The sequence below is a fragment of the Bordetella petrii genome, from assembly GCF_020991325.1.
GTDB lineage: Bacteria > Pseudomonadota > Gammaproteobacteria > Burkholderiales > Burkholderiaceae_B > Bordetella_A > Bordetella_A petrii_E.
The window spans coordinates 1-24476 of sequence record NZ_JAJMLX010000039.1; the positions used below are offsets into that span (position 1 = coordinate 1).

At 64.9% G+C, this 24476-nt stretch carries 19 protein-coding genes; 12 read left to right on the plus strand and 7 right to left on the minus strand.

Annotated features, from left to right (window positions below; translation table 11 throughout):
* Window positions 1-122: 122 nt before the first annotated feature.
* Window positions 123-1574 (minus strand): bifunctional 2-methylcitrate dehydratase/aconitate hydratase, encoded by a 1452-nt coding sequence (locus LPZ50_RS06290; RefSeq protein WP_230658942.1) that lies wholly within the window; start codon window positions 1572-1574, stop codon window positions 123-125.
* A gap of 103 nt (window positions 1575-1677) precedes the next feature.
* On the opposite strand from LPZ50_RS06290, the gene LPZ50_RS06295 reads away from it, so the two are divergent.
* The 3 genes from LPZ50_RS06295 to prpF all read left to right on the plus strand — a co-directional run bounded on the left by LPZ50_RS06295 (window position 1678) and on the right by prpF (window position 6271).
* Window positions 1678-2391, plus strand: a complete 714-nt coding sequence (locus tag LPZ50_RS06295; protein WP_230658945.1) for a GntR family transcriptional regulator — start codon at window positions 1678-1680, stop codon at window positions 2389-2391.
* Window positions 2388-5003: a Fe/S-dependent 2-methylisocitrate dehydratase AcnD gene (acnD, locus tag LPZ50_RS06300; protein ID WP_230658947.1), complete on the plus strand. Its 2616-nt coding sequence runs from the start codon at window positions 2388-2390 to the stop codon at window positions 5001-5003. The genes LPZ50_RS06295 and acnD overlap by 4 nt, the downstream gene beginning before the upstream one ends.
* Window positions 5004-5080: 77 nt before the next feature.
* On the plus strand, window positions 5081-6271 hold the full coding sequence (gene prpF, locus LPZ50_RS06305; RefSeq protein WP_230658949.1) for a 2-methylaconitate cis-trans isomerase PrpF: 1191 nt from the start codon (window positions 5081-5083) through the stop codon (window positions 6269-6271).
* Window positions 6272-6448: 177 nt separating this feature from the next.
* Here the strand turns inward: prpF and prpC are convergent, their stop codons facing one another.
* From prpC to LPZ50_RS06320, 3 genes are all read right to left on the minus strand, one after another.
* Window positions 6449-7627 (minus strand): bifunctional 2-methylcitrate synthase/citrate synthase, encoded by a 1179-nt coding sequence (prpC, locus tag LPZ50_RS06310; RefSeq protein ID WP_230658951.1) that lies wholly within the window; start codon window positions 7625-7627, stop codon window positions 6449-6451.
* 56 nt (window positions 7628-7683) lie between these two features.
* Window positions 7684-8577: a methylisocitrate lyase gene (prpB, locus tag LPZ50_RS06315; RefSeq protein ID WP_230658953.1), complete on the minus strand. Its 894-nt coding sequence runs from the start codon at window positions 8575-8577 to the stop codon at window positions 7684-7686.
* 331 nt (window positions 8578-8908) lie between these two features.
* Window positions 8909-9898, minus strand: a complete 990-nt coding sequence (locus LPZ50_RS06320) for a malate dehydrogenase (protein ID WP_230658955.1) — start codon at window positions 9896-9898, stop codon at window positions 8909-8911.
* Window positions 9899-10193: 295 nt separating this feature from the next.
* On the opposite strand from LPZ50_RS06320, the gene LPZ50_RS06325 reads away from it, so the two are divergent.
* The 7 genes from LPZ50_RS06325 (at window position 10194) to LPZ50_RS06355 (ending at window position 16017) form a co-directional block, all read left to right on the plus strand.
* Complete coding sequence (locus LPZ50_RS06325) at window positions 10194-10973, plus strand: GntR family transcriptional regulator (RefSeq protein WP_230658957.1); 780 nt, start codon at window positions 10194-10196, stop codon at window positions 10971-10973.
* Between the two features lie 121 nt (window positions 10974-11094).
* Window positions 11095-11508, plus strand: a complete 414-nt coding sequence (gene sdhC / locus LPZ50_RS06330; RefSeq protein ID WP_230658959.1) for a succinate dehydrogenase, cytochrome b556 subunit — start codon at window positions 11095-11097, stop codon at window positions 11506-11508.
* Window positions 11509-11892, plus strand: coding sequence for a succinate dehydrogenase, hydrophobic membrane anchor protein (sdhD, locus tag LPZ50_RS06335; RefSeq protein ID WP_230658961.1), 384 nt, complete (start codon window positions 11509-11511; stop codon window positions 11890-11892). It abuts the gene before it with no gap.
* A 3-nt stretch (window positions 11893-11895) separates the two neighbouring features.
* Window positions 11896-13674 carry a succinate dehydrogenase flavoprotein subunit gene (gene sdhA / locus LPZ50_RS06340; RefSeq protein ID WP_230658962.1) on the plus strand — a complete coding sequence of 593 codons (1779 nt, stop codon included), beginning with the start codon at window positions 11896-11898 and terminating at the stop codon, window positions 13672-13674.
* A 13-nt stretch (window positions 13675-13687) separates the two neighbouring features.
* Window positions 13688-14404, plus strand: coding sequence for a succinate dehydrogenase iron-sulfur subunit (locus LPZ50_RS06345; RefSeq protein WP_230658963.1), 717 nt, complete (start codon window positions 13688-13690; stop codon window positions 14402-14404).
* Window positions 14405-14425: 21 nt separating this feature from the next.
* Window positions 14426-14686, plus strand: coding sequence for a succinate dehydrogenase assembly factor 2 (locus LPZ50_RS06350; RefSeq protein WP_230658964.1), 261 nt, complete (start codon window positions 14426-14428; stop codon window positions 14684-14686).
* Between the two features lie 20 nt (window positions 14687-14706).
* Window positions 14707-16017: a citrate synthase gene (locus tag LPZ50_RS06355; protein ID WP_230658965.1), complete on the plus strand. Its 1311-nt coding sequence runs from the start codon at window positions 14707-14709 to the stop codon at window positions 16015-16017.
* 276 nt (window positions 16018-16293) lie between these two features.
* Here the strand turns inward: LPZ50_RS06355 and LPZ50_RS06360 are convergent, their stop codons facing one another.
* The 3 genes from LPZ50_RS06360 to mdeB form a co-directional block, all read right to left on the minus strand.
* Window positions 16294-16746, minus strand: coding sequence for a DUF2214 family protein (locus LPZ50_RS06360; protein ID WP_230658967.1), 453 nt, complete (start codon window positions 16744-16746; stop codon window positions 16294-16296).
* A gap of 170 nt (window positions 16747-16916) precedes the next feature.
* Complete coding sequence (locus tag LPZ50_RS06365) at window positions 16917-19214, minus strand: NADP-dependent malic enzyme (protein ID WP_230658969.1); 2298 nt, start codon at window positions 19212-19214, stop codon at window positions 16917-16919.
* 139 nt (window positions 19215-19353) lie between these two features.
* On the minus strand, window positions 19354-22032 hold the full coding sequence (mdeB, locus tag LPZ50_RS06370) for an alpha-ketoglutarate dehydrogenase (protein WP_230658971.1): 2679 nt from the start codon (window positions 22030-22032) through the stop codon (window positions 19354-19356).
* A 121-nt stretch (window positions 22033-22153) separates the two neighbouring features.
* Here mdeB and LPZ50_RS06375 point away from each other — a divergent pair, with 121 nt between their 5' ends.
* Together LPZ50_RS06375 and LPZ50_RS06380 are read left to right on the plus strand one after the other, a co-directional pair.
* The gene (locus tag LPZ50_RS06375) at window positions 22154-22624 is read left to right on the plus strand and encodes an Lrp/AsnC family transcriptional regulator (RefSeq protein ID WP_230658975.1); all 471 of its coding nucleotides are present in this window, start codon (window positions 22154-22156) and stop codon (window positions 22622-22624) included.
* 62 nt (window positions 22625-22686) lie between these two features.
* Window positions 22687-24476: OPT family oligopeptide transporter (locus LPZ50_RS06380; RefSeq protein WP_230658973.1), on the plus strand; the 1790-nt coding region annotated here is incomplete at its 3' end.

Sequence of the window (24476 nt, forward strand, 5' to 3'; positions counted from 1 at the left end):
AGCCTGCGCAGCAGGCCGAGGGCGCCTGTATGCGCCCGAGCCCGACGCACGTGCACCGCCGCGCCTGCGCGGACGGCGCGGGACGGGGCAAGGACAAGAACGAACCAATCCGCAAATCCCAGTCAGATCACATACAAATCCACATACTCATGAACCGGCATGGCTTCCAGCGTTTGCTGGTCCAGCGATGCCTCGAGAATGCGCGCCTGCTGCCGGGCCGGGAAGACGCGGGCAAGGTTGGTGCGGAACTTGGCTTCCAGCAGCGGAATGCCTTCCGCGCGTCGCCGCTTGTGCCCGATGGGGTATTCGCACACGATTTCGTCCAGCGTGGTGCCGTCCTGGAATTCCACTGTTAGCGCGTTGGCGATCGAGCGCTTGTCCGGGTCATGATAGTCGCGCGTGAATGCCGGGTCTTCGACGCAGTGGATCTTGCCGCGCAGGGCATCGATGCGCGGGTCGCCGGCAATGTCGTCTTCGTAATCGGCGGCTGTCAGGCGGCCGAACAGTACCGGCACCGCCACCATGTACTGGATGCAGTGATCGCGGTCGGCGGGGTTGTTCAGCGGGCCCTGCTTGTCGATGATACGGATGCACGCCTCGTGCGTGCGGATCGTGACGCGGCGAATGTCGTCGGCCGACTTGCCCGTCGCCGCCAGGCTCTGGTGGATCTGCATGGCGCACTCCACCGCGGTTTGCGCATGGAACTCGGCCGGGAAAGAAATCTTGAACAGCACGTTTTCCATCACGTAGCTGCCGTAAGGGCGCTGGAACTTGAACGGCTGGCCCTTGAACAGGACGTCGTAAAACCCCCAGGTCTTGGCGCTGAGCACCGACGGGTAGCCCATTTCGCCCGTGCGCGCGATCAGCGCCAGCCGCACCGCGCGGCTGGTGGCATCGCCCGCGGCCCAGCTCTTGCGGCTGCCGGTGTTGGGGGCATGCCGGTAGGTGCGCAGGCTCTGGCCGTCCACCCATGCCAGCGACACCGCGTTAAGGGTTTCTTCGCGGCTTAGTCCCAGCATTTGCGCGACCACCGCGGTAGACGCCACCTTCACCAGCACGACATGATCCAGCCCGACCTGGTTGAAAGAGTTCTCCAGCGCGATGCAGCCCTGGATCTCGTGGGCCTTGATCATGCCCGTCAGCACGTCACGCATGGCCAGAGGCGGCTTGCCTGCGGCCACGGCCTTGCGCGACAACCAGTCGGCGGTGGCCAGGATGCCGCCCAGATTGTCGGAAGGGTGGCCCCATTCGGCGGCCAGCCAGGTATCGTTGAAATCCAGCCAGCGGATCATGGCGCCGATGTTGAACGCGGCCTGCACCGGATCCAGCTGGAATTGCGTGCCGGGCACCTTGGCTCCGTGGGGCACGACCGTGCCGGGCACGATGGGCCCCAGCAGCTTGCGGCATGCCGGGTATTCCAGGGCCTCCAGCCCGCATCCCAGTGTATCGATCAGGCAGTTGCGGGCGGTTTCATAGGCCGGCTTGCCCTGGATTTGATAACCGAGCACATAGTCGACAATGTCGGCCAGTACTGAGTCGGGTTCGGGGCGAACGTTGGAGATGGCGGTGGGCATGGGGGGCTTCCTGGGGTCGATCGAACACTGGATTGTCGACAATCTAGCTTATTTTTCCGCAGTTATCTATAATTTCCCCCGGAATTGCTCGTTAATTGTCGACATGGATACCAAAGTCCTACCCTTGCCCCTGGCTTCCGGGGGCGAAGCCGAAACGCTGTCGGATCACGTCTTCCGGAAGATCCAGTCCGCCATCGTCAAGGGCGAGATCGCGCCGGGCAGCAAAATTTCCGAACCCGAGCTGGCACGCACGTATGGCATCAGCCGCGGCCCTTTGCGCGAAGCCATGCACCGGCTCGAGGGCCAGCGCCTGCTGGTGCGCGTGCCCCATGTGGGCGCGCGCGTGGTGTCGCTCACCCAGCAAGAACTGTGCGAGCTTTACGAGATCCGCGAGTCGCTGGAAGGCATGGCGTGCCGCCTGGCCGCCGAGCGCATGACGCCGGCGGCGCTGGATGAACTGCGGCGTGTGCTGCAGGCGCACGAGCGCGACGAAGCCTTCCAGGCCGGCCGCGGCTACTACCAACAGGAGGGAGACTACGATTTCCACTATCGCATCGTGCAGGCCAGTGGCAACCAGATGCTGATTCGCATGCTGTGCGACGAGCTTTACCAACTGGCGCGCATGTACCGCATCCAGTATTCGGCCACGCCGCATCGTCCCCGCCAGGCGTATGCCGAACACCACCGCATTCTCGACGCCATTGCCGACGGCGATGGCGAATTGGCGGAACTCCTGATGCGCAGGCACATACGCGCATCGCGTCTCAACATTGAACGACAGATCGCGCAGGGCAACCTGGCGCGTACCGAGGCATGAACACCAAATACCGCAAGCCCCTGCCAGGCACCGCCCTGGATTATTTCGACGCCCGCGCCGCCGTCGAGGCCCTGACCCCTGGCGCCTATGACAGCCTGCCGTATACGTCCCGCGTGCTGGCCGAGAACCTGGTGCGCCGATGTGAGCCGGCGCTGCTCGACGATGCCCTCAGGCAACTGATCGAGCGGCGCCGCGATCTGGATTTCCCGTGGTTTCCCGCCCGGGTGGTGTGCCACGACATCCTGGGCCAGACCGCGCTGGTTGACCTGGCGGGCCTGCGTGACGCCATTGCCGACAAGGGCGGCGACCCGGCCAAGGTGAACCCGGTGGTGCCGGTGCAGTTGATCGTGGACCATTCGCTGGCGGTGGAGCATGGCGGCTTCGAGCCCGATGCCTTCGAGAAAAACCGCGCCGTCGAAGACCGCCGCAACGAAGACCGCTTCCATTTCATCGAATGGACCCGCCAGGCCTTCCGCAACGTGGACGTGGTGCCGCCGGGCAATGGCATCATGCACCAGATCAACCTGGAACGCATGTCGCCGGTCATCCATGCGCAAGACGGCGTGGCCTATCCCGACACCCTGGTAGGCACCGACAGCCACACGCCGCACGTGGATGCGCTGGGCGTGCTGGCCATCGGCGTGGGCGGCCTGGAAGCCGAGAACGTGATGCTGGGCCGCGCTTCCTGGATGCGCCTGCCCGACATCGTGGGCGTGGAACTCACCGGCCGCCGCCAGCCCGGCATTACCGCCACCGATATCGTGCTGACCCTGACCGAATTCCTGCGCAAGGAAAAAGTGGTGGGGGCCTACCTGGAGTTCTATGGCGAAGGTGCCGCCAGCCTGACGCTGGGCGACCGCGCCACCATTTCCAACATGGCCCCGGAATACGGCGCCACCGCCGCCATGTTCTCCATCGACAACCAGACCATCGAATACCTGAAGCTCACCGGCCGCGACGACAAGCAGGTGCGCCTGGTGGAAACCTATGCGAAGGCGGGCGGCCTGTGGTCCGACACGCTGCATGACGTGCAATACGAGCGCGTGCTGCGCTTCGACTTGTCTACCGTAGTACGCACCATGGCCGGCCCATCCAATCCGCATCGCCGCCTGCCCGTGGCCGACCTGGCCGAGCGCGGCATTGCCGGTGCCGTGGAAAACCAGCCGGGCCTGATGCCGGATGGCGCCGTCATCATCGCCGCCATTACCAGCTGCACCAACACCAGCAATCCGCGCAACGTCATCGCGGCGGGCCTGCTGGCGCGCAACGCCAACCGCGCGGGCCTGGTGCGCAAGCCCTGGGTCAAGACTTCGCTGGCGCCCGGATCCAAGGCGGTGTCGCTGTACCTGGACGAAGCCGGCCTGACGGCTGAACTGGAACAGCTGGGCTTCGGGGTGGTGGCGTTCGCCTGTACCACGTGCAATGGCATGTCGGGCGCGCTGGATCCGGCCATCCAGAAGGAAATCATCGACCGCGACCTGTATGCCACCGCCGTGCTGTCGGGCAACCGCAACTTCGACGGGCGCATCCATCCTTATGCCAAGCAGGCCTTTCTGGCATCGCCGCCATTGGTGGTGGCCTACGCCATTGCCGGCACCATCCGCTTCGATATCGAGCAGGATGTGCTGGGCACGGACGCCGCCGGCAAGGAAGTCCGCCTGAAAGACATCTGGCCCAGCGACGAGGAAATCGACGCCACGGTGCAGGCCGCCGTCAAGCCGGAGCAGTTCCGCAAGGTGTACGAACCCATGTTCGGTATCCGCGAACAGCGCAATGAAGCCATCAGTCCCTTGTACGACTGGCGGCCCCAAAGCACCTACATTCGCCGGCCGCCGTACTGGGAAGGCGCGCTGGCGGGCGAACGCACCCTGCGCGGCATGCTGGCACTGGCGGTGCTGGGCGACAACATCACCACCGACCACCTGTCGCCTTCCAATGCCATCCTGGCTGACAGCGCGGCTGGCGAATACCTAGCCAAGATGGGCCTGCCGGAAGAGGATTTCAACTCGTACGCCACCCACCGGGGCGACCACCTGACCGCGCAGCGGGCCACCTTCGCCAACCCCAAGCTGTTCAATGAAATGGTGCGTGCCGACGACGGCAGCGTGCGGCAGGGTTCGCTGGCGCGCGTCGAGCCCGAGGGCAAGGTGATGCGCATGTGGGAAGCCATCGAGACCCACATGCAACGCAAGCAGCCGCTCATCATCATCGCGGGTGCCGACTACGGACAAGGGTCTTCGCGCGACTGGGCGGCCAAGGGCGTGCGCCTGGCCGGCGTCGAGGCCATCGTGGCCGAGGGCTTCGAGCGCATCCACCGCACCAACCTGATCGGCATGGGCGTGCTGCCGCTGGAGTTCAAGCCGGGCACCGACCGCAAGACGCTGGAGCTGGATGGCACCGAGGCCTACGACGTGGTGGGCGAGCGCAAGCCGCGCGCCGACCTGACGCTGGTGGTGCGCCGCCGCGACGGCAGCACGGTGGAAGTGCCGGTAACCTGCCGCCTGGACACGGCCGAAGAGGTGTCCATCTACGAGGCCGGCGGCGTGCTGCAGCGTTTTGCACAGGACTTCCTCGAAGCAGAATCGGCGGGCGCGCCCCGCAAGGCAGGCTGATTCTTGTACGCGGGCCGGGCGCCTTGGCGGCGCCTGGCCTTTCTTCATCGCGATCCCCGGATTTTCAGGACGGCATCATGGCCCACGCACCCCAGATCAGAATTCCCGCCACCTATATGCGCGGCGGCACCAGCAAAGGCGTGTTCTTCAAACTGACAGATCTGCCCGAGGAGGCGCAGGTTCCCGGCCCCGACCGCGACGCGCTGCTGCTGCGCGTCATCGGCAGCCCCGACCCCTATGGCAAGCAGATCGACGGCATGGGCGCGGCGACTTCCAGCACCAGCAAGACGGTCATCCTGTCTAAAAGCAGCCGGCCCGGGCATGACGTGGATTATCTGTTCGGCCAGGTATCTATCGACCAGCCGTTCGTCGACTGGAGCGGCAATTGCGGCAACTTGTCGGCGGCGGTTGGGCCCTTCGCCATCGCCAATGGGCTGGTCGATGCCCAGCGGGTGCCCGCCGACGGCATGGCCGTGGTGCGTATCTGGCAGGCCAATATCGGCAAGACCATCATTGCCCATGTGCCCATGACGGGCGGCCAGGTACAGGAAACCGGCGACTTCGAACTGGACGGCGTCACCTTCCCCGCTGCAGAGGTGCGCATCGAGTTCCTGGACCCGGCTGATGAAGGCGAAGAGGGCGGTGCCATGTTTCCCACCGGCAACCTGGTAGACGAGCTGGACGTGCCGGGCGTGGGCAACTTCAAGGCCACTTTCATCAATTCCGGCATTCCGACCATTTTCCTGGAGGCCGAGGCGCTGGGCTATACAGGCACGGAGCTGCAGGACGACATCAACGGCGACCCGGCCGCGCTGGCGCGCTTCGAAACCATACGCGCGCATGGCGCGCTACGCATGGGGCTGATCAAGTCACTGGATGAGGCCGCCGGGCGCCAGCACACTCCCAAGGTGGCCTTCGTGGCCAGGCCGGCCGACTACGTGGCATCCAGTGGCAAGCGCATTGCCGCCAAGGACATCGACGTGCTGGTAAGGGCCTTGTCCATGGGCAAGCTGCATCACGCCATGATGGGCACGGCGTCGGTGGCCATTGCCACGGCCGCCGCGGTGCCGGGCACCCTGGTCAACCTGGCGGCAGGGGGCGGCGAGCGCGACGGCGTGCGCTTCGGCCACCCGTCGGGCACGTTGCGCGTGGGCGCGCAGGCAAGCCCGGTGGACGGCCAATGGACGGTGACCAAGGCCATCATGTCGCGCAGCGCGCGCGTGCTGATGGAAGGGGCCGTGCGGGTGCCCGGGGCGCCCGCAGCCTGAGCCGGTGTCTGGCTCCCGCCAGGGTGCCAGACACCGTTATGTGCCGCGATAGTCTCAGTTGTACGGTGTCCGGCACCCAGACGGGAGCCGGACACCTGGCAGTGCTCGCCACGGCCGCTTGAGTAGTGCCATGGGTATCTGACTCCCTGCGGAAGTCAGATACCTGCACCGTCCTGCTTACTTGCGCTTTTCCAGCGGCACGTACTTCTGGTCTTCGGGTCCGATGTAGTTCGCGGTGGGCCGGATGATCTTGTTGTCGACGCGCTGCTCGATGATGTGGGCCGACCAGCCCGCCGTGCGCGCAATGACGAACAGCGGCGTGAACATGGCGGTGGGCACGCCCATCATGTGGTAGCTGACGGCCGAGAACCAGTCCAGGTTCGGGAACATCTTTTTCACTTCCCACATCACGCTTTCCAGGCGTTCGGCGATGTCGAACATCTTGGTGCTGCCGGCTTTCTTCGACAGCTTCTGGGCGACTTCCTTGATGACCTTGTTGCGGGGGTCGGAAACCGTGTACACGGGGTGGCCGAAGCCGATGATCACTTCCTTCGCTTCGACGCGGCGGCGGATGTCGGCCTCGGCTTCGTCGGGGCTGTCGTAGCGCTTCTGCACTTCGAACGCCACTTCATTGGCGCCGCCGTGCTTGGGGCCGCGCAGCGCGCCGATGGCGCCGGTAATGGCCGAATAAATGTCGGAGCCGGTGCCGGCGATGACGCGGCCGGTGAAGGTCGACGCATTGAATTCATGCTCGGCGTACAGGATCAGCGAGGTGTGCATGGCGCGCACCCAGTCGTCGGACGGTTTCTTGCCGTGCAGCAGGTGCAGGAAATGGCCGCCGATGCTGTCGTCGTCGGTCTGCACGTCGATGATGCGGCCGTTGTGGCTGTAGTGGTACCAGTACAGCAGCGCCGAGCCCAGGTTGGCCATCAGGCGGTCGGCGATGTCGCGCGCGTCGGGGATGTTGTGGTCGTCTTTCTCGGGCAGCACGCAGCCCAGTACCGATACGGCCGTACGCATCACATCCATGGGGTGGCTGGCGGCCGGCAGGGTTTCCAGGGCGTCCTGCAGCTGGGCCGGCAGGCCGCGCATCGAGCGCAGCTTTTCCTTGTAGGCCTTCAGCTCGGCCTTGGTGGGCAGCTTGCCGTGCACCAGCAAGTGGGCGATTTCCTCGAATTCGGCGGTGCCGGCGAAATCGAGAATGTCGTAGCCGCGGTAGTGCAGGTCGTTGCCGGTGCGGCCGACCGTGCACAGGGCCGTGTTGCCCGCCACCACGCCGGATAGCGCCACGGATTTCTTGGGTTTGAACCCGGCTTTCTCGGCCACGGGGGCGCTCTGCTTCTTCGCTGTGCTCATGTCTCTGACTCCTGTCTTGCCCATGCGGCGCATGGGCGTCATGGGATGGTGGGAAGCTACTTGCCTTTGCCTTGCTGGAACAGCGCATCGAGCTGCGACTCAAAGGCGTGATAGCCGATGCGGTCGTACAGTTCGTCGCGCGTTTGCATGGTGTCCAGCACGTTTTTCTGGTGGCCGTCGCGGCGGATGGCCTGGTAGACGTTCTCGGCGGCCTTGTTCATGGCGCGGAAGGCCGACAGCGGGTACAGCACCATGGCCACGCCGACACCGCCCAGTTCCTGCACGGAAAACAGCGGCGTCTTGCCGAATTCGGTAATGTTGGCCAGCACGGGCACTTTCACCGCCTGGGCAAAGCGCTCGTAGGTGGGCAGGTCGTAGGCGGCCTCGGCGAAAATGGCGTCGGCGCCAGCCTCCACGCAGGCCAGGGCGCGCTCGATGGCGGCATCCACGCCATGCGAGGCGATCGCATCGGTGCGGGCGATCAGGTAGAAGTCGGAGTCGGTGCGGGCATCGGCCGCGGCCTTGACGCGGTCGGCCATTTCCTGGGTGCTGACGATTTCCTTGCCGGGGCGATGGCCGCAGCGCTTGGCGCCGACCTGGTCTTCGATGTGGCAGGCGGCCGCGCCGAACTTGATCAGGCTTTTCACGGTGCGGGCAATGTTGAAGGCCGACGGGCCGAAACCGGTGTCGATATCGACCACCAGGGGCACATCGCACACGTCGGTAATGCGGCGCACGTCGGTCAGCACGTCATCCAGCGTATTGATGCCCAGGTCGGGCAAGCCCAGCGAACCCGCCGCCACGCCGCCGCCCGACAGGTAGATGGCGCGATAGCCGGCGCGCTTGGCCAGCAGGGCATGGTTGGCGTTGATGGCGCCAATGATCTGCAGGGGGCTTTCTTCGGCCAGGGCCTGGCGGAAAAGGGCGCCGGGAGAGGCGGGTCTGGTCATGGGCGAGTCTCCGAGTGGTGCCCGGACGCTCGCTCGGGCGCCCGGGCCTGATTGATGTAGCGGAAAGCGCCGCATGCCGGGCGAGGCCCGGAGGCTGCGCAATAAATCTGGGCCCTTGCCGCCGGCGGGCGAATCTGCCGGAAAAGACGCAGGTTTATTGCGTAGACGGTAGGTGTCTGACACCCTTGGGGTGTCAGACACCGATAAACGAGGACAGCACCCACGCCGCCTGAAATCGGTGCCCCTCAATCGGGGACGCGCGGATCCGGCTCCGCCGGTCCGCAGCGTCACCCCCTTGAGGGGGGAAGCGCGCAGCGCTTCGGGGGTGGGCCTACTTCAACAAGTCTTGTACGCCGTCGCGCTCTTCCAGCAGCTCTTTCAGCGTGAAGTCCAGGCGCTCGCGCGAGAAGGCGTCGATTTCCAGGCCTTCGACGCGCTTGTATTCGCCGTTTTCGGTGGTAACCGGCACGCCGTAGATGATGCCTTCGGGGATGCCGTACGAGCCATCCGACGGGATGCCCATGGTGACCCATTTGCCGTTGCTGCCCAGCACCCAGTCGCGCACGTGGTCGATGGCGGCGTTGGCGGCCGAAGCGGCCGACGACAGGCCGCGCGCTTCGATGATGGCGGCGCCGCGCTTGCCCACGGTGGGGATGAAGGTGTCGCGGTTCCAGGCGTCGTCGTTGATCAGCTTGGCCAGGCTTTCACCGCCCACGGTGGCAAAGCGGATATCGGGATACATGGTGGGCGAATGGTTGCCCCACACGACCAGTTTTTCGATGTCGGCCACGGCCTTGCCGGACTTGGCGGCCAGTTGCGACAGGGCGCGGTTGTGGTCCAGGCGCAGCATGGCGGTGAAATTCTTGGCGGGCAGGTCGGGCGCCGACTTCATGGCGATGTAGGCGTTGGTGTTGGCCGGGTTGCCCACCACCAGCACCTTGACGTCGCGGCTGGCGACGTCGTTCAGGGCCTTGCCCTGCGCCGTGAAGATCTGGGCATTGACGCTGAGCAGGTCTTTGCGTTCCATGCCGGGGCCGCGCGGGCGGGCGCCCACCAGCAGGGCCACATCGGCGTCCTTGAAGGCGGTGCGCGGGTCGCTGTGGGCGGTGACTTCCTGCAGCAGGGGGAAGGCGCAGTCATCCAGTTCCATGATGACGCCCTTCAGGGCTTTTTGCGCTTTTTCGTCGGGGATTTCCAGCAGTTGCAGAATGACCGGCTGGTCTTTGCCCAGCATCTCTCCCGAGGCGATGCGGAACAGTAGGGCGTAACCGATTTGGCCGGCGGCGCCGGTGACGGCGACACGCATGGCGGGCTTGGACATGAAGGTTCTCCGTAATGATGTTCGGTGAGAAAAATCTCGCCAATCAGTGTAATCGCAGGGCACACCAGAGTGCGCCGCCGGGAGGCCGGCAGATAGCTGTGAATCCTAGATTGAATTTACGTATACGTCAATTGCTCTTATATCTTATATAAGACATAAGACGTTGGACAATGGCCGCCGCGATATGCCACAATAATGTGCTTGCCCGGCGCCCCTTTTCCAGCATCAAGGTGCCGACGGCGTCTGCGCCCCGGCGCGCGGGCCTCGCCAGCCGACAAGCACACACGATAATCCCATGGCAGACCCCAGGCCCGATCCTTCACCACGCAATCGCGCCGTCCGCACGGCGGGCGAGGGGGCCGCTTTCAGTCCGCTGTATCGCCAGATCAAGGAACTGCTGGTGCAGAGCCTGGAGCGTGGCGAATGGAAGCCCGGCGAACTCATCCCCAGCGAAATCGATCTGGCCAGCCGCTTCCAGGTAAGCCAGGGCACGGTGCGCAAGGCGGTGGATGAACTGGCCGCCGAGCACCTGTTATTGCGCCGGCAGGGCAAGGGCACCTTTGTTGCCACCCACCATGAAGCGCGGGTGCGCTATCGTTTCCTGCGCCTGGCCACCGACGAAGAAACCGAGGGCGGGCGCGCCGAAAGCCGCATTCTGGAATGCCGGCGCCTGCGCGCGCCGGTCGAAATCGCCCGCGCGCTGGAACTGCGCGCCGGTGAAACCGTGGTCATGATCCGCCGCCTGCTGTCCATGAACCACCGGCCCACCGTGCTGGACGAGATCTGGCTGCCCGGTTCTATATTCCGCGGCCTGACCCTCGAACTGCTGGCCGCCAACAAAGCTCCCCTGTATGGCCTGTTCGAGACCGAATTCGGTGTCAGCATGGTGCGCGCCGACGAAAAACTGCGTGCCGTCGCGGCGCCTGCCGATGCCGCCGACCTGCTGGGAGTCGGGCCGGGCGTGCCGCTGCTGCAGGTCGAGCGCGTGTCCTATACCTACGGCGATCGGCCGGTGGAGGTCCGCCGCGGGCTTTACCTGACCGATCGCTACCACTACCGCAATAGTTTGAATTGATGAGCTTTTTTCCTACGATTTGATACCGACCCGTTCTCTGGGCGAAAATAGCGTGTTTGTCCGCAAGGGCAATCCACTTTTCGCTGTCACGAATCCCTAGCACCGTAACACCGAGGCCGTCATGTCCGACACCGCTGCCAAGCCACGTCCGCAGTTTCGCAATATTGGTATTGCGCAAATTGTCCGCTACCGCCTGCCCCTGGCCGGCAAATTGTCCATTCTGCACCGCGTCAGCGGGGCGCTGCTGTTCGTCTGTCTTCCCTTGGTCATTCTGCCGCTGTTCGCGGCCAGCGTGGCCTCGCCGGAAAGCTATGCGCAAGTGGCGCAATATGCGGGCAACCCCCTGGTGAAGCTGATCGTCCTGGCGCTGGTGTGGGGCTACCTGCACCACTTCTGCGCCGGTATCCGCTACCTGATGCTGGACCTGCACATCGGCGTGGACAAGGTCTCGGCGCAAAAAAGCGCCGGCGTGGTCTTCGGTGTCAGCCTGGCGCTGACCCTCGTGTTCGCCCTCAAACTGTTCGGAGTTCTGTAAATGGCCGCCTCCAAGAACTTTGGCCCCCAACGCCTGGTCGTGGGCGCCCACTACGGCGTGGTCGATTTCATCGCCCAGCGCATCACCGCGGTCATCATGGCCGTTTATACGCTGGTACTGATCGTCGGCCTGCTGGTCATGCCGTCGTTTTCCTATGAAAGCTGGAAGGCGCTGTTCACCTTCCACGTGTACGCTCTTCCGGTAGGCCAGATCCTGGCCACGCTGTTCTTCTTTGCGCTGGCATGGCACGCCTGGATCGGCGTGCGCGATATCTGGATGGACTACGTCAGGCCCACGGGCGTACGCCTGCTGCTGCAGGTGCTGACCATCCTCTGGCTGGTCGGTTCTATTGTCTATTTCGCGCAAATCCTCTGGAGTATCTAAGCCGTGGCCTCTGTCATGAATTCATTGCCGCGCCGCCAGTTTGATGTGGTGGTGGTTGGCGCCGGCGGAGCCGGCATGCGTTGTTCGCTGCAACTGGCCCAGGCGGGCCTGTCGGTGGCGGTCCTGTCCAAAGTCTTCCCCACGCGCTCGCACACCGTGGCCGCCCAGGGCGGCGTGAGCGCGTCGCTGGGCAACATGAGCGAAGACAACTGGTACTGGCACATGTACGACACCGTGAAGGGGTCGGACTGGCTGGGCGACCAGGACGCCATCGAGTTCATGTGCCGCGAGGCGCCCAATGCCGTGTACGAACTCGAGCATTTCGGCATGCCTTTCGACCGCAACGCCGACGGCACTATCTACCAGCGTCCATTCGGTGGACACACTGCCAATTTTGGTGAAAAACCCGTGCAGCGTGCCTGTGCCGCTGCCGACCGCACCGGCCATGCCCTGCTGCACACGCTGTACCAGCGCAATGTGGCCGCCCGCACCCAGTTCTTCGTGGAATGGATGGCGCTGGACCTGCTGCGCAACGAAGCGGGCGACGTGCTGGGCGTGACTGCGCTGGAAATGGAAACCGGCGACATCTACATCCTGGAAGCCAAGACCACGGTGCTGGCCACCGGCGGCGCCGGCCGCATCTGGGCCGCTTCCACCAATGCCTTCATCAACACCGGCGACGGCCTGGGCATGGCGGCGCGCGCCGGCATTCCGCTGCAGGACATGGAATTCTGGCAGTTCCACCCCACCGGCGTGGCCGGCGCGGGCGTGCTCATTACCGAGGGCGTGCGCGGCGAGGGCGGCATCCTGCTCAACAAGGATGGCGAGCGCTTCATGGAACGCTACGCGCCCACCCTGAAAGACCTGGCGCCGCGCGACTTCGTGTCGCGCTCGATGGACCAGGAAATCAAGGAAGGCCGCGGCTGCGGTCCCGACGGCAGCTATGTGGTGCTGAAGCTCGACCACCTGGGCGCCGACGTCATCAACAAGCGCCTGCCTTCCATCCGCGAAATCGCCATCAAGTTCGGCAATGTGGATCCCATCAAGGAACCCATCCCGGTCGTGCCCACCATCCATTACCAGATGGGCGGCATCCCGGCCAACTACCATGGCCAGGTGCTCTCGCGCGTCAACGGCGAGAACAAGGTGATCAACGGCCTGTACGCCATCGGCGAATGCGCGGCCGTGTCGGTGCACGGCGCCAACCGCCTGGGCACCAATTCGCTGCTGGACCTGATCGTGTTCGGCCGCGCCACGGGCAATCACATCGTGGCCTCGCACCCCGAGCGCCAGCATGCGCACCAGCCGGTGCCCAAGGAAGCCGTCGATTTCTCGATGGATCGCGTCGCCAAGCTGGAAGCCCGCAGCTCGGGCGAAAAGACGCAGGACGTGGCCAATGCCATCCGCGTCTCGATGCAGCGCCACTGCGGCGTGTTCCGCACGCTGGAACTGCTGAACGAAGGCGTGGGCCAGATCGAAGACCTGGCCAAGCAGGCCGAGCACGTGTACTTCAAGGACAAGTCCAAGGTGTTCAACACCGCCCGCGTCGAGGCGCTTGAGCTTGCCAACATGACCGAAGTGGCCCGCGCCACCATCAAGTCGGCCGCCAACCGTACCGAAAGCCGCGGCGCCCATGCCCTGGACGACCACCCGAGCCGCGACGACGAAAACTGGTTGAAGCATACCCTCTGGTATTCCGAGGGCAGCCGACTGGATTACAAGCCCGTCCAAATGAAGCCCCTGACGGTCGAGTCCTTCCCGCCCAAGGCGCGTACTTTCTAAGCAGGATGCTGTTATGAGCACCAAGAGAATCGTCAAATTCGAGATCTACCGCTACGACCCGGACAAGGACGAGCGTCCGTACATGCAGAAGCTGGACGTCGAACTCCAGCCCACCGACAAGATGCTGCTCGATGCGCTGGTGCGCATCAAGAACGATGTCGATGACAGCCTGGCCCTGCGCCGCTCGTGCCGGGAAGGCGTGTGCGGCTCCGACGCCATGAACATCAACGGCAAGAACGGTCTGGCCTGCACCACCAACCTGCGCGAGCTCAAAGAGCCCATCGTGCTGAAGCCGCTGCCCGGCCTGCCCGTGATCCGCGACCTGATCGTGGACATGACGCACTTCTTCAACCAGTACCACTCGATCCGTCCGTACCTGATCAACGACACGCCGCCGCCCGAGCGCGAACGCCTGCAGTCGCCGGAAGCCCGCGAAGAGCTCGACGGCCTGTACGAATGCATTCTGTGCGCGTGTTGCTCGACCTCGTGCCCGTCGTTCTGGTGGAACCCCGACAAGTTCGTGGGCCCGGCCGGCCTGCTGCAAGCCTACCGCTTCCTGGCCGACAGCCGCGACGAGGCCACCGGCGAGCGCCTGGACAACCTCGAAGACCCATACCGCCTGTTCCGCTGCCACACCATCATGAACTGCGCCGACGTCTGTCCCAAGGGACTGAACCCCACGAAGGCCATCGGCAAGATCAAGGAACTGATGGTTCGCCGGACAGTCTAGTAAAAACGGTTAGAGATCAACATGAGCAGCCTGACTGAACTTGAACGGACGCGTTTGCGCTGGAGGGCGCGCCGCGGGCTGCTCGAGAACGACCTGATCATTACCCGGTACCTGGACGCATACGAAACGCAGCTCACCGACGACGACGTGGATGCACTGGCCCAGCTGTTCGAACTGGGCGACAACGATCTGCTCGATCTGCTGTTGGCGCGCAAGGAACCCGAAGGGAATCTGGATACGCCAAAGCTTCGCGCCATTTTGAAGAATATGCGTGAGCTCTGATTAATTGTGAGGAAATAGTGATGAACCTGTCTGACAAAAAAGCCACTCTATCATTCTCGGACGGCTCGCAGCCGGTCGAGTTTCCCGTGTACAAGGGCACGGTCGGCCCGGATGTCATCGACATCCGCAAGCTGTATGGCCAGACGGGCATGTTCACGTTCGACCCCGGCTTCATGTCGACGGCCGCGTGCGAATCGGCCATTACGTACATCGACGGCGACAAGGGCGAACTGCTGTATCGCGGCTTCCCCATCGAGCAACTGGCCGTCAATTGCGACTTCCTGGACATCTGCTACCTGATCCTGAACGGCGAACTGCCCAACCGCGACCAGAAGCACGATTTCGACTCGCAGGTCACGCACCACACGCTGGTGAACGAGCAACTGCACTTTTTCCTGCGCGGCTTCCGCCGCGACGCCCACCCCATGGCCGTGCTGACGGGCCTGGTGGGCGCGCTGTCGGCGTTCTACCATGATTCCACCGACATCACGAACCCCCAGCACCGCCACATCTCGGCCATCCGCCTGATCGCCAAGATGCCCACGCTGGTGGCCATGGCTTACAAGTATTCGCAAGGTCAGCCTTTCATCTACCCGCAGAACGACCTGTCGTACACCGGCAATTTCCTGCGCATGATGTTCGCCACGCCGTGCGAAGAATACAAGGTCAACGAAGTCGTCGAGCGCGCGCTCGACCGCATCTTCATCCTGCACGCCGACCACGAACAGAACGCGTCCACCTCTACGGTGCGCCTGTGCGGTTCGTCGGGCACCAACCCGTTCGCCGCCATCTCGGCCGGCGTCGCTTGCCTGTGGGGGCCGGCTCACGGCGGCGCCAACGAAGCTTGCCTGCAGATGCTGGAAGAACTGCAAGCCAACGGCGGCGTGGCCAAGGTTGGCGAGTTCATGGAAAAGGTCAAGGACAAGAACTCGGGCGTGCGCCTGATGGGCTTTGGCCACCGCGTGTACAAGAATTACGACCCGCGCGCCAAGCTGATGCAGGAAACCTGCAAAGAAGTGCTGCAGTCGCTGGGCCTGGAAAACGACCCGCTGTTCAAGCTGGCCATGGAACTCGAACGCATCGCCCTGGAAGACGACTACTTCGTGCAGCGCAAGCTGTACCCCAACGTGGACTTCTACTCGGGTATCGTGCAGCGCGCCATCGGTATCCCCACCTCGCTGTTCACCGCCATCTTCGCGCTGGCCCGCACGGTGGGCTGGATTGCCCAGTGGAACGAAATGCTGTCCGACCCCGACTACAAGATCGGCCGCCCGCGCCAGCTGTTCACCGGCCACGTCACCCGCGACGTGCCCTCGATGGACAAGCGCTAAAGGCAAGCTCCCGCGCCGCATGCCCGACCGCATGCGGCGCGGCAACAAAAAAAGCCACGCATGCGTGGCTTTTTTTGTTGCCTGGCCCAGGAGCGATTCGCCACCTGCCGGGTGGCTGGCTCCGAAGGCGCCGGACTCCGTTGTGTGCCACGATGGTCTCGGCTAGACGGTGTCTGGCACCCTGACGGGAGCCAGACACCTGGTTAGTGTCCGCTAAAACTCGCCGGCCGATGGCGAACCTCTTCTACATCCTGAGCCAGGCGCCCGTAGATCCGGCTACATTCCGATGCCGCGCGCCATCAGCACGGCAAACAGGGGCAGCAAGATGAACAGGTGGGTCTCGATCATCACCCAGCGGCGCGCGCGCTTGATCTGCGCGTCGTCCGGCGTGTAGCCGGGCTGTTGCAGGGCCTGTTTGCGCCAGCGCAGGAAGGCCAGGGTGGGTGGAATGGAACAGAGCCCGATCAATACAAACAGGCCCATCTTGGCGTGGAACCAGGGGTTGGCCATGTAGAACGCGGCGCCCTTGGCGCCCCAGATCAGGCGCAGCAAGCCGGTGGCCAGCACGGCCAGGGCGGACACCAGGTACAGCCGGTCGTACAGCGCCAGCCGGCGCACGGTGTCGGGCGGCAGGCCCGGGCGCAGCAGCACCGCTTCGGCGGTCATGATGACCACCAGCACGAAAATGGCCAGGTAATGAAACCAGGCGAGCAGGGCATCTTGCAACATGGAAGCTCCGTGAATTCAGGCTGGGCCTGCCGGGGCCCGGACGGTTGAGGCTTTGACAGGCTGTGGCGTGTTTGTACCACTGTTGGGTGTCGCACCGCGGCAAGGCAAAAATAACGGGCGCCCACAGGGGCGCCCGTCGTGCTTCGCATGCGCCATGCGGCGCGCGGCGATTAGCGGCGCTGCTTGGCGGCGTCGGCGGCCTCCTGCTGCGCATCCACCACGGCCAGGGCCGTCATGTTGACGATGCGGCGCACCGTGGCGCTGGTGGTCAGGATGTGCACGGGGCGGGCCGCACCCAGCAGGATGGGGCCCATCGCGATGCCATTGCTGCCGGTCATTTTCAGCATGTTGTAGGTGATGTTGCCGGTATCCAGATTGGGCATCACCAGCAGGTTGGCCGGCCCCTTGAGCTTGCTGTCGGGGTAGGCCAGGATGCGGATTTTTTCCGACAAGGCGGCATCGGCGTGCATTTCGCCGTCCACTTCCAGTTCGGGGGCGCGTTTTTCCACGATGCGGCGCGCCTCGGACATCTTGAGCGCAGATGCGCTGACGCGGCTGCCGAAGTTGGAATGCGACAGCAGGGCAATTTTGGGCATGACGCCAAAGCGCAGCATTTCGTCGGCGGCCTGGATGGTGATGTTGGCCACTTCCTCGGCGGACGGGTTTTCGTTGACGTGCGTGTCGGTCACGAACAGCGTCTGGTCGGGCAGCATCAGCACATTCAGCGCGGCGTAGGTCTGGCCCGGCTTGCGGCCGATGATCTCTTCCACGTACTTCAGCTGGTTGTCGTACTTGCTGGCCACGCCGCACAGCAGCGCGTCGGCATCGCCACGGCGCAGCAGCATGGCGCCGATCAGCGTGTTGTGCTTGCGGATCATGGCCTTGGCAATGGCCGGCGTGACGCCTTCGCGGCCCTTGAGCTGGTAGTAGGCGTTCCAGGTTTCGTTGAACCGGCTGTCGTCTTCCGGGTCGACGATCTCGAAGTCCTGGCCGGGCACCAGGCGCAGGCCGGCCTTCTTGATGCGCATTTCGATGACGGCCGGGCGGCCCACCAGAATGGGCTCGGCCAGTTTTTCGTCCGCCACGGTCTGCACGGCGCGCAGCACGCGCTCGTCTTCGCCATCGGCGTAGATGACGCGCTTGGGCGCCTTCTTGGCCTGGGCGAACAGGGGGCGCATCAACTGGCCCGAGTGGTACACGAAACCCATCAATTTCTGGCGATAGGCTTCGATGTCTTCGATGGGACGGGCGGCCACGCCGGAATCGGCGGCGGCCTGGGCCACGGCGGGTGCGATCTGCACGATCAGGCGCGGGTCGAAGGGCTTGGGAATGATGTAGTCGGGCCCGAACGACAGTTCCTGTCCGGCATAGGCCATGGCCACTTCGTCGTTCTGTTCGGCTTGGGCCAGGTCGGCAATGGCCTTCACGCACGCCAGCTTCATTTCTTCCGTGATGCGCGTGGCGCCGGCGTCCATGGCGCCGCGGAAGATGAACGGAAAGCACAGCACATTGTTGACCTGGTTCGGGTAGTCGGAACGGCCGGTGGCAATGATGCAGTCGGGGCGGGCGGCGCGCGCCACTTCGGGGCGGATCTCGGGTTCCGGGTTGGCCAGCGCCAGGATCAGCGGCTTGTCGGCCATGGTCTGCACCATTTCGGCGGTTAGCACGCCGGCGGTGGAGCAGCCCAGGAACACGTCGGCGTCGCGCACCACGTCGGCCAGGGTGCGGGCGTCGGTTTTTTGCGCATAGCGCTTCTTGTTGGGCTCCATGTTTTCATCGCGGCCTTCCCAGATCACGCCGCGGGAGTCCACCACGTAGATGTTCTCGCGCTTGATGCCCAGGTGCACCAGCAGGTCCAGGCAGGCGATGGCGGCGGCGCCTGCGCCGGACACGGCCAGCTTGACCTGGCCGATGTCCTTGTTCACTACCTTCAGGCCGTTCAGGATGGCGGCCGACGAAATGATGGCGGTGCCATGCTGGTCATCGTGGAAGACAGGGATCTTCATGCGCTCGCGCAGCTTCTTCTCGATATAGAAGCACTCGGGCGCCTTGATGTCTTCGAGGTTGACGCCGCCCAGCGTGGGTTCCAGCGCGGCGATGATGTCGACCAGCTTGTCGGGGTCGGTTTCGGCCAGCTCGATGTCGAACACATCGATGCCGGCGAATTTCTTGAACAGGCAGCCCTTGCCTTCCATGACAGGCTTGGCGGCCAGCGGGCCGATGTTGCCCAGGCCCAGCACGGCGGTGCCGTTGGTGATGACGCCCACCAGGTTGGCGCGCGAGGTGTACTGCGACGCGGCCTCGTCGCCCCGGTCGAAGATGGCCATGCAGGCCGCGGCCACGCCCGGCGAATAGGCCAGCGACAGGTCGTCCTGGTTGGCCAGGGTCTTGGTGGGGGTCACCGAGATCTTGCCGGGGGTCGGGTACGCGTGATAGTCGAGCGCGAGTTTGGTTAGGGTTTCGTCCATGCTTGAATAAGGCCTTTGCGGCACCGCTGACAAAGTAGAAGACGGGCCGCCTGGGCCCGTCCCGGAAATGCGAAGGCGTCTATTTCAACAGAAAGCGGCACGGCATGCTTGTTGCAGTGCAGCGAATTCCCGCGGCCTGTCAATGTGTCCAGGGGGCAGCAGTGCGTTGCGCCGCCTGCAGCTTTTCCCGCATGCGGTCGCGCGCCGGTGCGTATTCCGCGTTTTCCGAGGCCAGCATGTCCAGTGCCTGCAGCACCATCCAGTCGGCGCCCACCTCGAAGAAATCGCGCAGTTGCGCCCGGGTGTCGCTGCGCCCGAAACCGTCGGTGCCCAAGGTGCGGTACGGGGCCCGCACCCAGGCGCGGATCTGTTCCGGCACGGCGCGCACATAATCGCTGGCCGCCACCACCGGTGCCATGCCGGGCAGGCATTGTTCCACCCAGCCGGCAGCGCTTGCCAGCCCCAGCGCGTGTTCGCGCTCACGGGCCCGGCCGTCGCGGGCCAGTTCCGAATAGCTGGTCACGCTCCATACTTCCGTGGTCACGCCGTATTCATCTTCCAGGGTATCGGCCGCCTTCAGGGCTTCCGCCAGCATCGGACCCGCGCCCAGCAATCGTGCCTGCGGCGTCTGCCGCGGCACGCGCACGCGATGCATGCCGCGCAGGATCCCGGCGCGGGCGCTTTCATCGGGCAGGCTGGGCTGCGGCAGGTTCTCGTTGGTGACGGTCAGGTAATAAAACTCGTCGCACTGTTGTTCCAGCATGCGCCGCATGCCTTCTTCCAGGATCACGGCCACTTCGTAGGCGTGGGCCGGGTCGTAGGCGCGGCAATTGGGCACAGTGCCGGCCACCAGGTGGCTGGAACCGTCCTGGTGCTGCAGGCCTTCGCCGCCCAGCGTGGTGCGGCCCGAGGTGGCGCCGATCAGGAAGCCGCGGGTACGCTGGTCGGCGGCGGCCCAGATCAGGTCGCCAATGCGCTGGAAGCCAAACATCGAGTAATAAATGTAGAACGGCAGCATGGGCAGGCCGTTGACCGAGTAACTGGTGCCCGCGGCCGTCCACGATGAAATGGCGCCGGCCTCGGTAATGCCTTCTTCCAGGATCTGCCCGTCCAGCGCTTCGCGGTAGCACAGCACCGAACCGATGTCTTCGGGCTCGTACAGTTGCCCCTGCGCCGAGTAAATGCCTATCTGCCGGAACAGGTTGGCCATGCCGAATGTGCGCGCTTCATCCGCCACGATGGGCACGATGCGCCGCCCCAGGGTGTCATCCTTGAGCAAGCCGCCCAACATGCGCACGATGGCCATGGTGGATGACATTTCCTTGCCATCGGCCTGCAGCGCGAAGCGCGCCCACTGTTCGCTGGGTGGGGCGGGCAGGGGCGGGGCCTGGATGCGGCGGCGGGGCAGGTGGCCGCCCAGCGAGGCGCGGCGCGCCTGCAAGTAGCGCAGTTCGGCGCTGTCGGCCGACGGCTTGTAGAACTTCAGCGCCAGGCAGTCCGCATCGGATATGGGCAGCGCGAACCGGTCGCGGAACGCCAGCAGGGCATCGTCGTCCAGCTTTTTCTGCTGGTGCGTCGTCATCTTGCCCTGGCCGGCGGTGCCCATGCCGAAGCCTTTCTTGGTTTGCGCCAGGATCACCGTGGGCTGGCCGCGATGCCGCGCCGCCCGGTGGTAGGCCGCGTGGATCTTCACGATATCGTGTCCGCCGCGCCGCAACCGGTCGATGGCCTCGTCCGTCCAGTCGGCCACCAGCGCGGCCAGTTCCGGGTTCTGGTTGAAAAAGTGCGCGCGGTTATACGCGCCATCGTTGGCCGCGAAGGTCTGGAACTGGCCGTCTACCGTGTGCGCGAATGCGCGCGCCAGCGCGCCGCCGGCATCGCGCGCGAGCAGGGCGTCCCAGTCGCCGCCCCAGACCAGCTTGATGACATTCCAGCCGGCGCCGGCGTACAGGGTTTCCAGTTCGTCGATGATGCGGCCGTTGCCGCGCACCGGCCCATCCAGCCGCTGCAGATTGCAGTTCACCACGAATACCAGGTTGTCGAGTTTTTCGCGGGCGGCCAGCGTCAGGGCCGCGATCGACTCGGGCTCGTCCATTTCGCCATCGCCGAAAATGCCCCACACCTTGCGGTCGGACGGTTGCGCCAGCTGGCGGTGCTCCAGGTACCGCATGAAGCGCGCCTGGTAGATGGCATTGATGGGGCCGATGCCCATCGAGCCCGTGGGAAACTGCCAGAAATCGGGCATCAGCCACGGATGAGGATAGGACGACAGGCCGCGCAGGCCGCTCGACCGCGCGGTGATTTCCTGGCGGAAGTGCGCCAGGTCGTCGTCGCGCAGAAAACCTTCCAGGTAGGCGCGCGCGTAGACCCCGGGGGCCGAGTGGGGCTGGAAGTACACCAGATCGCCGCCGAAGCCGTCACTGGGCGCCCGGAAGAAGTGGTTGAAGCCTACTTCGAACAAATCGGCGGCCGAGGCATAGCTGGCAATGTGCCCGCCCAGTTCGCCATGCGCCTGGTTGGCGCGCACCACCATGGCCAGCGCATTCCAGCGGTTGATCGAGGCGATGCGTTCCTCGATGGCCAGGTCGCCGGGGAAGGGGGGCTCGTCGCGCGGCGGAATGGTGTTCAGGTAGGCGCTGCGCGTCTGGCCGGCGGCGCGTACCCCCAGGCCCGCCGCCCGCGCCAGCAACTGGTCCAGCACATAGGCGGCGCGCGCCGTGCCGCCGGCATGCGCCAGCGATTCCAGCGCCTCGCGCCATTCGGCGGTTTCGTCGGGGTCGATGTCGGGGGGCAGGCCGGTGGCCGCGGCGTCTTGCATGGTGCTGTCTCCGTTAGAAGCATCCATCCTAGCGCCACCTTTCTGGCATGGGTAATCAAAAATGCGCCGATGGCGCAGTAGTGTCGGCATAATATGCCGTCAATACGATATTTGGAGAATAATCGTGCCGTCTGCGCTGGACAGTACCGACCGCCGCATCCTTTCCATCCTGCAGACCGACTCCAGCCTGACCAATGTAGAGTTGGCGCGCCGGGTGCATCTGTCGCCGTCCCCGTGCCTGGCGCGGGTCAAGGCGCTGGAAGCCGCCGGGGTCATCCGGGGCTACGTGGCGCTGGCCGACCCGCTGCAACTGGGCCTGAGCCTGAACGTGTTCATCCAGGTCAGCCTGGAAAAACAGGTGGAGGCCGAGCTCGAGCGCTTCCAGAATGCCATGGCCGACTGCCCCGAGGTGATGGAGTGTTATCTGATGAGCGGCGATTCCGACTACCTGCTGCGCGTGGTGGTGCCCGACATGCAGGGGCTGGAACGCTTCGTCGTCAGCCGCCTGTCGCGTATTCCGGGGGTGCGCAACATCCGTTCGGGTTTTGCCCTGAAGCAGGTCAAATACCAGACGGCATTGCCGCTGGGTTAGAAAGGCGCATCACGCGCCGGGCGTAGAATCGACGGGAAGATTTTCCCTGGAGACTGCATCCCATGGCCGAACCCGCGCGCGTTCCTGATTCGATGACCCTGCCTGAACTGACTGTGCGCGGCGTCATTGTCGGCGCCCTGATTACGGTGGTGTTTACGGCGTCGAATGTCTTCCTGGGGCTGAAAGTAGGGCTGACGTTTTCGTCGGCTATTCCGGCGGCGGTAATTTCGATGTCGGTGCTGCGCATGTTCCGCGACGCCAACATCCTGGAAAACAACATGGTGCAGACGCAGGCCTCGGCCGCGGGCACGCTGTCGGCCATTATCTTCATCCTGCCGGCCCTGGTCATGATGGGGCACTGGCACGGCTTTCCTTTCTGGCAGACGCTGGGCATCTGCGCGGCCGGGGGCATGCTGGGGGTGATGTTCACCATTCCCCTGCGCCACATCATGGTGGTGCAGAGCGACCTGCCGTACCCCGAGGGCGTGGCGGCGGCCGAAATCCTGCGGGTGGGCAGCGGCGGAGCCGACGCATCCGCCGCGGATGCCGCGCCGGCGGGCAAGCCTGCCCCCACTGGCATGGCCGACATTCTCAGCGGCGCCGGCGTGGCGGCGGCCGTCAGCTTCGCAGCCAACGGCCTGCGCGTGCTGGGTGACGGAGTCAGCCTGTGGCCCACCATCGGCGCGGCCGTGTTCCGCCTGCCCATGGGGTTTTCGCTGGCCCTGCTGGGGGCGGGCTACCTGATAGGCATCGTGGCGGGCCTGGCCATGCTGACCGGCCTGCTGATTGCCTGGGGGGTGGCGGTACCCGTCCTGACGGCCATGGGCAGCATGCCGGCCGGCCAGTCGGCGGCCGACTACGCCACCGGGTTGTGGAGTTCCCAGGTGCGCTTCATCGGCGCGGGGGTTATCGGCGTGGGGGCCATCTGGACGCTGGCGACCTTGTTCATGCCCATGGTGCGCGGCATCAAGGCCTCGTTCTCGGCCTTCGGCAAAAGCGGGGCGGCAGCCCGGGGTGCCGTGCCGCGCACGGAACAAGACCTGTCGCCGCGCTGGATTTCGCTGGTCACCCTGGTGCTGGTGGCCATCCTGGTGGCCACGTTCGCGGTGTTCCTGGGAGCCGAGCCCGTTACCGCAGGCAGCGTCGGCATGCTGGTGACCTATTCGGTGGCGTTCGCCTTTATTTTCGGTTTCCTGGTGGCAGCCGCCTGCGGTTACATGGCCGGGCTGGTGGGCTCGTCCACCAGCCCGATTTCCGGTGTGGGCATCGTGGCCATCGTGCTGGTGTCCCTGCTGGTGCTGGCCCTGGAAAGCGCCGGCGGCCTGCTGGGCACGCCGGAGGGTGTGCAGATGGCCATTGCGCTGGCCATTTTCACTACGTCGGCCGTGGTGGCGGTGGCGTCCATCTCGAACGACAACCTGCAAGACCTGAAAACCGGCTGGCTGGTGGGCGCCACGCCGTGGCGCCAGCAGGTGGCGCTGCTGATCGGCTGCGTGGTGGGGGCGGCCGTCATTTCCCCCGTGCTGGACTTGCTTTACAACGCCTACGGGTTTGCCGACGCGCTGCCGCGCCCGGGCATGGACCCCGCGGCAGCCCTGTCGGCCCCGCAGGCCACCCTGATGCTGGCCATTGCCCAGGGCATTTTCACGCACCAGTTGAACTGGGCCATGATCCTGATAGGAATGGCAGTGGGAATGGGGCTGATCCTGGTGGACCAGGTGTTGGCGCGTACTTGCAGGGTGGCTCGCATGCCGGTGCTGGCGGTGGGCATCGGCATCTACCTGCCGCCCACGGTCAGCGCGCCGCTGGTCGTGGGGGCGCTGCTGGCCTGGCTGCTGGAGCGCGCCCTGCG